This window comes from Pseudomonas sp. H2_A10 (assembly GCF_054680085.1).
This window is the reverse complement of the sequence record NZ_CP162821.1, coordinates 4,486,286-4,500,080: the sequence shown is the minus strand read 5'-3', so window position 1 is coordinate 4,500,080 and position 13,795 is coordinate 4,486,286. Positions and strand designations below refer to the sequence as shown.

At 65.5% G+C, this 13,795-nt stretch carries 2 protein-coding genes; both read left to right on the top strand.

All coding sequences use genetic code 11. From position 1 onward, the window contains the following. Positions 1-108 precede the first annotated feature (108 nt). Entirely contained in the window at positions 109-1,299 is a 1,191-nt protein-coding gene (locus AB4O23_RS20865; RefSeq protein ID WP_065878546.1) for a substrate-binding domain-containing protein, read from the top strand. Positions 1,300-1,496: 197 nt separating this feature from the next. Beyond that, entirely contained in the window at positions 1,497-13,757 is a 12,261-nt protein-coding gene (locus AB4O23_RS20860; RefSeq protein ID WP_460150241.1) for a filamentous haemagglutinin family protein, read from the top strand. The last annotated feature ends 38 nt before the right edge of the window (positions 13,758-13,795 follow it).

The following is a 13,795-nucleotide window of genomic DNA, read 5'->3' as shown; positions in this document are numbered from 1 at the left end:
TGGTTTTCACCCAGGCCACCCCCCGCGTACCGGCCTGGGACCGAAGCCATGGCGTCATGCAAGAGCCATCTACCCCAAACGTACAAACACGACGAAAGGAGATTCTTCATGTTTAAGCGCAACGTTCTCGCGGTATCCATGACCCTCGCCGCACTGTGCTCGGCCCAGGCTGCACTGGCTGACATCAACGGCGGCGGTGCTACCTTGCCACAGGCGCTGTACCAGACTTCCGGCGTGCTGACCGCCGGTTTCGCCCCCTACATCGGCGTGGGCAGCGGCAACGGCAAATCCGCCTTCCTGAACAACGACTACACCAAGTTCGTGGCTGGCGTGACGAACAAGAACGTGCACTGGGCCGGCAGCGACTCCAAGCTGAGCGCCACCGAACTGTCGACCTATGCGTCCGCCAAGCAACCGGCCTGGGGTAAGTTGATCCAGGTGCCGTCGGTGGGTACTGCGGTCGCTATCCCCTTCAACAAAAGCGGTACCGCAGCGGTTGACCTGAGTGTCAGCGAGCTGTGCGGTGTGTTCTCGGGCCGTATTGCTGACTGGAGCGGTATCTCCGGTTCCGGTCGTACCGGTGCGATCAAAATTGTATATCGCAGCGAAAGCAGCGGTACCACCGAGCTGTTCACCCGTTTCCTCAACGCCAAGTGCACGACAGAAGCGGGCACTTTTGCCGTTACGCCTATCTTCGCCAACAGCTACAGCCTCGGCCTGACCCCGCTGGTCGGTGCTGTTGCAGCCACCGGTAGCCAAGGGGTGATGACTTCCCTGGGCGCAACCGACGGCGGCATTACCTACATGAGCCCGGACTTCGCCGCCCCTACATTGGCCGGCCTGGACGACGCCACCAAAGTGGCTCGCGTGGGCAAAAACGTCGCCACCAACACCCTCGGCGTTTCGCCGGCTGCCGCCAACGTATCTGCCGCCATCGGCGCAGTACCGGTACCGGCTGCCGCTGTTCGTTCCAACCCGGACGCCTGGGTTCCGGTCTTCGGTCCGGACAACACCGCCGGTGTACAGCCTTACCCAACCACCGGCTACCCGATCCTGGGCTTCACCAACCTGATCTTCAGCCAGTGCTACGCCGATGCCACCCAGACCACCCAAGTGCGTGATTTCTTCACCAAGCACTACGGCGCCTCCAGCAACAACGATGCAGCCATCACCGCCAACGCTTTCGTTCCGCTGCCAACCGCTTGGAAAGCCACCGTTCGCGCCAGCTTCCTGACCGCGAGCAGTGCCCTGAGCATCGGCAACACCAACGTTTGCAACGGTATCGGTCGTCCGCTGTAACCCCCGCTTCCAACGACCTGCAACACCTGATCAGCAACGGCCTGCGCCGTTGCTGATTTTTGCGTTTCGCCGCGCCGTTACCAGCCCCATATGAACTTTGCATGACAGAAGTTCGGTCCCGCCCTTCGCCAACCGCCTAACCCTCATACGTGAGCCTGTCGTGCTCCCTGCGTGATAACAAAGAAGGAAGATCCCCGATGGTCCGCTGCCAATCACCGGTTAACCTGAAAGCCCCAGAACCCGTGCTGCGCCTCAAGCCCCTGGCCCAGGCGATTGCCTTGTTGATGGTGGCCGGCAATGCCCACGCGGCCACGGCGTTCAGTTCCAGTTGGTTTGCCGAGAAAGGCGCGACTCAGGCGGCGACGGCGGCGCGGATCAGTGCCGGGCAGGTGCCGGGGGTTCCTTCGCTGAACCAGCAGGCACGGGCCAACCAGCAGTTGGCGCGTTCCATCAGCACCTTGAACACCAGCGTCGCGGCGATTGCCGCGCAGCAGGCGGCGCAAGCGGCGGGGCGTCAGGCGGCGTTCGGCCAGGTCTCGACGATTCCCGATGGCCTCGGCAAAGGTGGCCTGCAGGTGGATAACAGCCTCACGCAGGGCTGGACCAACGCCAAGGGCCCGACCCAAAGCCAGGCCGGCGGCAAGACCACGGTGACCATCGAGCAGACCGCCGACAAGGCGATCCTCAACTGGGAAACCTTTAACGTCGGGCGCAACACCACGGTGGATTTCCAGCAGCAGGCCAGTTGGGCCGTGCTCAACCGCGTCAACGACCCCGATGCTCGGCCGAGCGAGATCCAGGGCCAGATCAACGGCGCCGGCACGGTGATGATCATGAACCGTAACGGCGTGGTGTTCGGCGGCACCAGCCAGGTCAACGTGCGCAACCTCGTTGCCGCCGCTGCGAATATCACCGATGAGCAATTCACCCAACGCGGTGTTTACGTGGATGCGACCGGCACGCAGCCGACCTTCACCGATGCGGCGGGCAAGGTCCAGGTGCAGCGCGGTGCGCTGATCCAGACCCACAGCCCGGCCACTTCGACGGATGCGGGCGGTTATGCCTTGCTGCTGGGGTCGGAAGTGGACAACGCCGGTACCATCATCACCGCCAAGGGCCAGACCACCCTGGCCGCCGGTGACAGTTTTTACATCCGCAAGGGCGTCGGCACCACCGGCAACGACCGCTCCACCACGCGCGGCAATGAAGTGGCGACCAGCCTCAAGGCCGGCAGCAGTGCCGGCCAGGTCAGCAACAACGGGCTGATCATGGCCTCCACCGGTGACATCACCCTGACCGGGCACCAGGTGCAGCAAAACGGCGTGGCCCTGGCCAGCACCTCGGTGGACACTCGCGGCACGATCCACTTGCTCAATTCCTCCACCGACACCACGGGCAGTGTGACCCTGGGCGAGGGCAGCACCACCGCGATCCTGCTGGACAGCAGCGCCAGCACCGCGCTGAACAGCCAGAAGAGCAACGGCCTGGTCAACTTCGACGGCATGCCCGCCAACCTGGCCACCGGGCGGTTCAACAACCTCAGCGCCGTGGCCGACCGCAGCGATCAGTCGCGCATCGAGATCGTCAGCGGCGGCACCGTGGATTTCCACAAAGGCTCGATCACCCTGGCCACCGGCGGGCAGGTCGCCGTCAGTGCCGCGGGGCGCAGCCTGGTGCGCGATGGGGCGCTGATTGACGTGTCCGGCGCGGTGGGGGTCAAGGTGTCGATGGAAGCCAACAACATCAAGATCAACGTGCAGGGCAACGAGCAGCGCGATGCGCCGGTCAACCGCGACGACGGCAAACTGATCAACAACGACGTGTGGGTCGACCTGCGCGACCTGGTATTTGTACCGGCCGGGACCAACGGCTACGCCACGGACCGTTGGTACACCGCCGGCGGCTTGCTGGAAGTCGGCGGCTACCTCGGCACCCAAGGCCACTCGGTGGGCGAATGGATGGCCCAGGGCGGTACCCTGACCTTCACCGGCAAGGAAGTGGTAACGCAAAAGGGCGCGCAGCTCAACCTGTCGGGCGGCACCGTAGACGTGCAGGCCGGTTACATCCAACAGACCTGGCTCAAGGGCCCGGACGGGCGCCTGTATGAGCTGTCCAACGCGCCGGGCGACCTTCTGTATTCCGGGCTTTACAAGGGCTATGAAGACACCAGTACCCGCTGGGGCCAGACCGATTACTACTACAACCCATTGATCGCCAAGCAACGCCGTTACGAGAGCGGCTACACGGTGGGCCGCGATGCCGGCAAGCTGGTAGTCGGCACGACGGGCGCGGTGCTCGAAGGCCAGGTGGTCAGCGATGTGTTCCAGGGCGATCGCCAGACCCAGGCACCGAACATCAACCTCGACGGTTACCAACAGTCGCAAAAGGCTATGGCCCAGCGCGCGCAGTTGATCATTGGCGGGTACACGCCGGTCTACAACAAGGCCACCGGCACCCTGCGTTATGCGCTGACCGGCACTGCCGACGAGGTGCTGATCGCCGGCAACACGCAGAAAATCGCCGACGGCCTGGACCTCACCACCGCGCTGCCAGCGGATCGCCAGGGCAAGATGGTGCTCGACAGTGACCAACTCAACGGCTACCGGTTGGGCGCGATCAAGGTTGGGGCCAAACAGCAGATCAGTGTCAACGGCGCGCTCAACGTGGCGGACGGCGGCGATATCACGCTGTTCGGGCCCCAGGTCAACCTCAACGCCAACCTCACGGCCCATGGCGGCAGCATCAATGCGGGCAATATTCTCAACCAGGTCAACCTCAATTCGGGCAATACCGTCGGCGATGTGATCCTGGCGGGCGGCGGGCATGTCGATGTGGCCGCAGGTGTGAAGCTGGACGCGACCGGGCGTTGGAATAATGTGCTGCTGGAGCCCAACCGCCGCGACGGCGTGGCGTATGTGAACGGTGGCAAGGTCTCGCTGCGCAGCACCGGCAACGTGGACCTGGCGGCGGGCAGTGCGGTGGATGTGTCTTCCGGGGCCACCCTGGGCGTGGACGGCCAGCTCAGCGGCGGCAAAGGCGGCGATGTGACCCTGGGGGCGTGGGGCGCGTTGGCCGTGGACGGCGAGATTCGCGGTTATGGCGTCAACGGTGGCGGTACCCTGGCGTTGCAGGCGCGCAAGGTGCAGATCGGCAACAGCGCCGATGCACCCGCTACCGACACGCTGCAATTGACCGGCGACTTCTTCAACAAGGGCTTCTCGGCCTACGACATCACCGGCAACGAGGGGTTGCTCGTCACCGACGGCACCCAGGTGGACGTGAATGCGCCGGTCTACCGTCTGGGCCGGCAGACAGCGCTGACGCCAAGTGTCAGCGAGCCTGCCACGGCACTGGAGCGCTGGACACCGACGCTCTACCAGGAAAACCCGACCCAAGGCGTGCTGACCCAGCGTCGCTGTGCCAGCCTGACGCTGACGGCCGGCTCCAGGGATTCCACCGCCGCACAACTGGCGAGCACCGCCCTGGCCGTGGGCCGGGGCGCGGTGATCAATGTCGACCCCGGCCAGGGCATCAACCTGCGCAGCGTCGGCCAGTTGACCGTCAACGGCAGCCTGAATGCCTGGGGCGGCAGCGTCAGCCTGGGCGGCCTGAATGTGACGCCGCCGGCCTGGGAACAGCCGATTGCCGCCGGCCATGAACGCTCGATCTGGGTGGGTGAACAGGCGCTGATCGACGTCGCCGCGCGAGCGGTCACGGCGGTGAGTCATCGGGGCAACGTGTACGGCCAGGTCCTCAATGGCGGCAAGATCAGCATCGGCGGCGATATCAACCTCGCCACCGGCATTGCCAGTGCCGGCGATGTGTTTGTGGTGGTCCGCGAGGGCGCGCGCCTGGACGCGTCCGGGGCCCAGGCGATGCTGGATGTTCCCGGCCAGGGCCGTGTGCCGGTGGCCAGCAATGGCGGCAGCATCAGCTTTGCGTCCAACAATGGCCTGTACCTGGACGGCAGTTTTGTGGCCCGCGCCGGTGGCGCCGGTGCGGCGGGCGGCAGCTTGTCGCTGGCGCTGGAAAGCCCCTACTACGCGAAAAACGGCGCGAACGACCGGGTGCTCAAGGTGCGCGAGCTGGTGCTCAGCCAGACCCATCAGACCAGCGCCTTACCGACCGCCGCCAGCCTGGAATACGGCCATGGCCGTCTCGGTGTCGACCAGATTACCGCCGGCGGTTTCGACAACCTGGCGCTGCTCAGCAACGGCTTGCTGAGTTTCGACGGCGACGTGTCGTTGAACATGGGCCAGAGCCTGCGGTTGTACAGCGCTAGCTACAACCTCAGTGAAGGGGCTGCGGCCAACTCGCGGGTCACGCTGTCGGCACCGTACCTGCAACTGGCCGGCATCCTCGCGCCTGCGCAAAGTGGTAAAGAGGCCTACGTGCGTGCGGTGCCGCTGCTGCCCAACCCGTCGCCGCTGGCAACGACGGCACAGTTCAGCGCCAGCGCCAACGTGATTGATGTGCGCGGCAATGTGGTGTTCGGCAACAAGAGCAACGTGCCGCAGACGAATGACGCGCTGGTCGCGGTCGAGCGTCGCGGGTTCGACGACGTACGACTGACCAGCCAAGGCGACCTGCGCTTTCTGGCCGGTGCCGATGCGAACGTGATCTCTCAGGGCATCAGCACGCAACTGGCGACCAGCGGCGACATGACCCTGCGCGCCGCGCAGCTGTACCCTGCGACCGAGGTCGGGGCGCGGGTCCTGGCGGGGTATTTGAATGGCAACTCGGGCTTTGACCCGACGCGCACCTTGAGCATCGAACGCATCGGTGACGCCACAGCGGCTGTGCCGTACTCGGCCTTCGGCCGCCTGCAACTGGGCAGCGCGAATATTCGCCAAGGCGGCGTGGTGCGTGCGCCGCTGGGGCTGATCGAAATCGGCGTGTTGAATTCGGGCAAGGTTGAACTGTTGCCGGGCAGCCTGACCTCCGTGAGCGGCAAGGGCCTGGTGTTGCCTTACGGCGGCACGGTAGATGGCCAGGTCTATCTGTATAACGGCAAGAAAGTCACATTCGTTGGCCAGGGCGCAACGGATAACGGCGGTGGCTTGTATATAGGGATGGTATTGGGTGGGCAATCGGTGGCGGTCCAGCCGGGCGCTACGGTGGATTTATCCGGCGGTGGTGAATTGCTCGGGGCCGGGTTCATTTCCGGGCGTGGCGGTTCCACCGATGCGCGCCTGACCCCCTTGGTGCAGTTCGGCGCAACCGGCGGTTTTGTGCTGCCGGGCCTTGGCACCAACCCGATCTACGCGATTGTGCCGGGTGTGCAACCGGGCTATGCACCGGTGGCGCCGGAAGGCGGCGCGGTCGACCCGCTGATGGGCCAGCAAATCACCATCGGTGCCGGCGTGCCCGGGCTGGCGGCGGGCACCTATACGCTGATGCCGTCCACCTACGCCTTGATGCCGGGCGCGTTTCGGGTAGAAATCAATGGCCTGGCCGGGCCTGGTGGCGAAGGTGCAACCCAACAGATGCGCAATGGCTCATGGGCCACCGCCGGGCGCCTGTCCATCGCCAATACGGGCATCGTCAACAGCCTGGCGAGCCAGGTGATCCTGACCTCCGCCGATACCTTGCGCCGTTACTCCCAGTACAACGAAACCGGTTACGCCCAGTTCGCCGTGGCCGATGCGGCCAGGCTTGGCGTGCCCCGTGCCTTGCTGCCGGTGGATGCCAAGACGTTGAAACTGACGTTGCGTGCGGGAGCCGGTGCGCAGGCGTTTTCGTTCCAGGGCACCGGTCGCTTCGAGGCCGCTGACGGCGGTTACGGCGGCACCGTGGCGCTGACCAACGCAAGCGCAGGGGTGGGCCGGGACATCGAAATCGTGGCGGCGGGCCAAGACGCCAGCAGTGGTTTTGACGGGATCAGCGTGCAGGCCCAAAGTTTGAATGCCTTGGGCGCTTCACGCCTGGTGATCGGTGGGATGACGTTGGTCAATTACGGCCAGGCCGGCAACTACATCAACATCGCCAACGGCAGTAACAGCTCCATTGTGCTGCGCGATGGGGCCAACCTGGCTGCGCCGGAAGTGCTGTTGCTGAGCGGCACCGGGCGCATCGTCGTTGAGCAGGGTGCCTCGATCAACACCATTGGTCGCGGCAAGGCCAGTTATGACGCGCGTGACGGTTTTGTCTACAACGTGGCGAACATGCTGGCGGTGTCCAACGGTTTGCTCAACGTCGTCGCCGCGCGGTCACCCGGCGGAGTCATCAGTGGGGGCATTCAGTTAGGCGTGTGCAACCGCGCGCCCTGCAGCGGCCAGACGGCCCTGTATTCCGAAGGCAGCATCGTTACCTTGACCGACAGCACCCTGCAGATGGGGGATGAGGTGCGCTATGGCACCCGCCACCTGAACCTGGGGGTGTCCAGCATCAACGTCGGCAGCCCCGAAGCCCTGGCCGCCGCGGCCGCCGGTAACCGGCTGCCGGTGGGCATGACCCTCAACCAGCAGGTGTTGGAACGCTTGCTGCGCGGCGACACCCAATTCGGCGCCCCGGCCCTGGAAACCCTGCAACTGTCGGCGCGCGACAGTTTCAACTTCTACGGCACCACCACCCTGGACACCTACGACGCGGTGACCGGCAAGTCGCTGCTGAGCAACCTGATGCTCTCCACGCCGGCGATCTACGGTTCTGGCGGTGCCAACGACGTGGCCGCCATCCACACCGCCAACCTGATCTGGCAGGGTGCCGAGGCACCGCCTGCGGCGGCGGTGACCGGTGGTGCCGGCAGCGGCAGCGGGCGCCTGGACATCAATGCCGAACGCATCGAGTTCGGCTATGGGGGATTTGCCCAGGCGAGCACCACTAAAACCTTCGATCGCCTCGCCCTGGGTTTTGCCAACGTCAACCTCAATGCCGGCGAGCGCATCACCGCCAACCACAAAGGCAGCCTCTCGGTGTACCAGAGCCAGGGCGCGTTTGACCCGATCAAGGGCTTTGCCTACAGCGGCGGCAATCTGAATATCCTCACGCCGCTGATGACCGGGGAGGCCGGTTCGGTCAACCGTATTACCTCCGGTGGCGCAATAGATGTCAGCGCCTCGGCCGGCGCGGTGGGCAAGGTAAACGGTATCGGCGGTGAGTTGGCGTTGCAGGGTGACAGCCTGCGCCTGGCCAGTGCCGTGGTGATGCCCAGCGGCAAAGTGACCCTGGGTGCCCGTGGCGATGTGGTGCTCACCGATACCGCCTCGATTGATGTGGCCGGTCGGGCCATTCCCTTCAACGACCTGACCAAATACAGCGCAGGCGGCGAGGTGTTGCTGGAAAGCCGCACAGGCAATGTAAGCCAGGCCGCGGGCTCGACCATCGACCTGTCGGCGCAGCACAACCAGGCGGGCAGGTTGCGCGCGGTGGCGGTGGACGGCGCAGCGGGGATCGTCGACCTGGCGGGCAAGATCATCGCCGGCAGCAGCGGTGGCTACGATGCCGGTGGCACCCTGGTGCCGTACCTCGCCGGCGCGGTGGAAATCCAGGCCCAGCGCCTGGGCGGCAATGGCATCCTCAGCGACCAGTTCGCCGCGCTCAACCAGCGCCTCAACCAGGGCCAGGTCTATGGTGCGCGCAGCTTCCAGCTCAAGCAGGGCGACCTGACCATCGGCAGTGACGTCAAGGCCAACAGCGTCAACGTCTCGATCGACAACGGCAGCCTGCGCGTGACCGGCCTGGTGGATGCCAGTGGCGAGCGCGTCGGCAGCATCAACCTGGCCGCGAAAAATGGCCTGAGCCTCGACGGCGGCGCCGTGCTGGACGCCCATGGCACACAACTGCGCGTGGACAGCTACGGCAAGATCATCGATTCGCCCAACCGCGCCATCGTGGTCCTCAGCTCTGGCCAGGGCCAACTGACCCTGGCCAATGGCGCGCGCATCGACCTGCGCCATGGCACCGCTGCCACGACCGGCAACGACGGGCGCAGCCGTGGCACGCTGGAACTCAACGCGCCGCGCGTGGGCAACAATGACGTCGCCATCGACGCCGGTGGGGTGTTGACTATCCAAGGTGCGCGTTCGATTGCGCTCAACGGCATGAGAACCTACGACGATGCCCCGACCAGAACCGATGAAACGCCAGAGGGGCGCCCGTACCAGGTGATCGACCAGGACTACCTCAGGGACGTCGTCGATCCATCGAATACGCAATTTATCGACGCCGCGCGCGTTAACGGTAACTTGCTGCGCAAGCTCGCCGGCTTGAACAACGCGACCTACGGCGACGTGTTCCACCTGCGCCCCGGCGTCGAGATAGTCAGCAAAACCGCGGACGGCGACCTGGTGGTGCAGGGCGATCTGGACCTCTCCAGCTATCGCTACGCCAGCCTCAAATCAACGGCCAAGACCGAGTCCGGCAGCCTGACCCTGCGCGCCGGCGGTGACCTGAATATCTACGGCAGCATCAACGATGGCTTTGCCGCGCCACCGGCCACCGACGATGACAATGGCTGGGTGCTGCGCGCCGGTATCGACCACACCGGCGGCACCGTGGTGGTGCCGGGCAGCGGCGTGACCCTGGAGGTGGGCACCGTGTTCCCCGCGGGCGCTGCGCTTAATTTCGATGTACTGACCAACCCGCTGTTTCTGCCGGCGGGTACCCGTTTGCCCGTGGCGGCCACGCTCAACCAATCGTTGGTACTCCCGGCGGGCACGGTGTTGGCTGCGGCTGTTCGGGATGCCTCGGGCACTGTGCTGTTCGCGGCGGGCACCTTGCTGGCTCAGGACCAGACCCTCGCCAGTGGCAGTGTCCTGGAGGCTGGCAGCCTGTTGAGCACTTCAGCCAGTGTTGACAGCCTGATCTGGCCCAAGGGCGTGCCCTTGGTCACCAGCATGACCCTGGCCGCCAGCAAAGTGTTGCCCCGTGGCGCGCTGTTGCCGTCGGGCACTGACGTGAAATTACCCGGTGGCGTGGAGTCGGTGCAGTTGCGTGTGGCCGACGCCGGTCGCCAGGGCAAGAACTGGGCGATTGCACCGATGTTGGAGGAAGGCTCGCAGTCATGGTCGATACGCCTGGTCGCGGGGGCCGATACCGAGGCGGCGGACAGTCGCCTGCTGCAGCCGCATCCGGTAAGCGGCAATCTGCGATTGGCGGACAGTCACTACGGGGCGTTCGGCAAGGGAGCCCAGGTCTGGACCGAGGAGGGCTCCTTGGGGTGGTTCGGCGATGACAGCATGGTAGGCCAACCCATTGATTTCGAAGCAATACAATACCCAGGGCTATGTGACGACCTCCCGGAATACTGCGTTATCAGTGGTGATGCCTACACGCTGCTGGTGGGCGGCAGCACTCGCTTCAGCGTAGTCCGCACCGGCGCGGCAGACCTTGACCTGCTGGCCGCCGGCAACCTGAGCATGGAGTCGCTGTTTGGCGTATACACGGCGGGCAGCTCGTCCACCGGCACCTCGGCCAACGATCCGTATAACCTCAAGCGAGCCCTGGGCAGCAATGGCAAGGTATTGGCTAACGCCGGGGGCAACGAAAAGCTGGTCAACGCAGACACCGCCAGCCTGTACCGTGCCTGGTACCCGGATACGGGCGGCAACTTGCTGCTTAAAGTGGGCGGCAACCTGACCGGCAATATCACCAGCCCGGCGCTGAACGGCGTCGGTCGTCCGGTACCCAGCGACCTGGGCCAGGATTCAGCCAACGTCGGCAACTGGCTGTGGCGTCAGGGCAACGGCCTCAGTGGCAACCAGGCGCAGGCCACCGCGTGGTGGGTCAACTTTGGTACCTACGTGCCCGGCATGGCCTACCCGAGCGCGGACCAGATGGTTGGGTTCACGGGCTTCGGCACCCTGGGAGGAGGCAACCTTAACGTTGATGTGGGCGGCGATGCGGGGATTCTCAACGCGTCGTCGCAGCCGCAGAACGTCAGCCCCCGCAGCCAAGGCCTGGTCCTGGCCGTCGGCGGCACCGGCCGCGTTGCCACCGATGGCAGCGTCCAACTGACCGGCGGCGGCGATCTGAACCTGCGGGTCGGCGGGTCGCTCAACCCGGTCAGCCAGATCAACCGAGACCACCTCAATGGCGTCCTGGTGAACACGCGAGGGCATGTACAACTCACTGGCGGCGCCCTCGGTAGTCTGACGCTGCTGTATGGTGACCAGCCCGGCTACCAGAGCCCGAGCGAGGTGCGGGCCTACGACCCGCTGCGCTCCACGTCCGCCAGGGCAGCGGGTGGTTTGAGCCTGTTGCCGGGTGACGCTACCTTCAGCCTGGCCACCCGCGGTGACCTGGTGCTGCAGGATGTCGCCGACCCGGGCCGCGCGCCGCAAGTCAACGCGTTGGCCTACGCGAACGCTGGCGTCAACGGGATTGGACACAGCTGGTTCAGCCTGTGGACCGACCGTACGGCGGTGGACCTGTTTTCCGCCGGGGGCAACCTCACGCCCCTGACCCAGACGCTGGACACCGACATGGCAGCCGTCTATCCCGCCACGTTGCGCGCCGTCGCCGCCAGCGGCAGCCTGTACTACGGTCGCGCATCGTACGGTGACCCAAGCACCGTGCCGCCGCTCGGGGCCATGGTGCTGGCGCCGTCGGCCAACGGGCAACTGGAACTGCTCGCCGGCGACTCGATCTACGGCGGCGACCTGCCCATCAGCCGCTCCAGCGCAGCCGCGCAAAGCCTGGCGACGATTTTGCGCCCGGCGTTTCTAGGCTTCCTCACCAATCAGATCGCGGTAAACGGCAGCGGTAATCTGGCAAGCGACGCCAGCATTGCCACCTTCAGGGTGTCGCCGCTGTTTGCCTTTGGCCCCAACACCGCCAGCATGGCCTGGGGCGACGCCCTGGAGCCTGCACGTTTCTATGCGCTGAGCGGGGACCTGCTGGGTGTCAATAGCGGGCGTGTAATCACCCTGACTAGACCCGCCTTCCAGGACCCGCGTTTTGGGCAGACTTACTACGAGGGTGCCGGTCCGGTCTGGATGCTGGCCGGTCGCGACATCGTCAGCAGCGGTACGCCACTCAGCGGTGCCAATGGCGGTAATAACACCACGGGTGAATACACCTACGCCGGCAACCTCTTCGTGCACAACAGCCCCACCGATATCTCCATCGCCAGCGCCGGCCGCGACATCCTCTACAGCAGCTTCAATGTCGCCGGCCCCGGCACGTTGGAACTGACGGCGGGGCGCAACATCCAGATGGAAGACAAAGTTGCGGTGAACAGCCTGGGGGCTGTGGCGGCCGGCGACAGCCGCCCTGGCGCAAGCATCGTCATGCAAGCCGGCATGGGCCCCAACGGCCCGGATTACCGCCGCTTCGTCGAGGCCTACCTGAACCCCGCCAACCTGGCGCAACCGGGTGAGTCGTTGCAGGGCGGCAAAGTCGCCAAGACCTATGAGAGTGAGCTGGTGGCCTGGCTCACCGAACGCTTCGGCTTCGGCGGCGACAGCGAACAGGCCCGTGCCTACTACGCCGCACTGCCTGGCGAGCAACAACGGATCTTCGCCCGCGACGTGTACTTCGCCGAACTCAAGGCCGCCGGCCGTGAGTACAACCAGGACGGCAGTGTGCGCCAGGGCAGCTACGTGCGCGGCCGTACCGCGATTGCCAGGTTGTTCCCCGAGACGGATGTGGCCGGCAACCCGATCACCTACAAGGGCGATATCACGATGTTCGGCGGCGCAGGCGTGCACACCAACTTCGGTGGTTCGATCCAGATGCTCACCCCCGGCGGCCGCCAGACCTTCGGCATCGAAGGCGCGGCACCACCGTCGACGGCGGGTGTGATCACGCAGGGCGCGGGGGATATCCAGCTGTACTCCCTGGGCAGCATCCTGCTTGGCCAAAGCCGCATCATGACCACCTTCGGCGGCTCGATCATGGGCTGGACCAGCGCCGGCGACATCAACGCCGGGCGCGGCTCCAAGACCACCGTGGTGTACACACCGCCCAAGCGCGTCTATGACAACTGGGGCAACGTGAGCCTATCGCCGTCGGTGCCGAGCACCGGTGCCGGGATCGCCACGCTCAACCCGATCCCGGAAGTACCGGCGGGGGATATCGACCTGATCGCGCCATTGGGCACGATCGATGCGGGCGAGGCGGGGATTCGAGTGAGCGGGAACGTCAACATCGCGGCCTTGCGCGTGGTGAACGCGGCGAATATCCAGACCCAGGGCAAGTCGTCGGGCGTGCCGGCGACAGCGACGGTGAACGCCGGCGCCATGAGTTCGGCCAGCGCGGCGGGGGCGGCGGCGTCCCAGGCGGCCGAAGACGCGGCGCGCAGCCAGCAGGCGGCGGCCAAGCAGGGCCGGGCTTCGATCGTGACCGTGGAGGTGCTGGGGTTTGGCACCGAACCGGTGCCCCGTGAGCCGCAGGAACAGCAGAAAACCTCGGCGTACAACCCCAACAGCCCGGTGCAGGTGCTGGGCGCGGGGCCATTGAGCGAACAGGCGCGGGCGCGTTTGACGGATGAGGAGCGCAAGCAGATTACCTTGTAGGGCGGTGCCCAGACCTCTCGTTGTACCTTGGGGGCGAT

Bases quoted from the DNA above. Each gene is read 5' to 3' on its own strand.
- AB4O23_RS20865 (WP_065878546.1), top strand. From the start codon at position 109: ATGTTTAAGCGCAACGTTCTCGCGGTATCCATGACCCTCGCCGCACTG.
- AB4O23_RS20860 (WP_460150241.1), top strand. From the start codon at position 1,497: ATGGTCCGCTGCCAATCACCGGTTAACCTGAAAGCCCCAGAACCCGTG.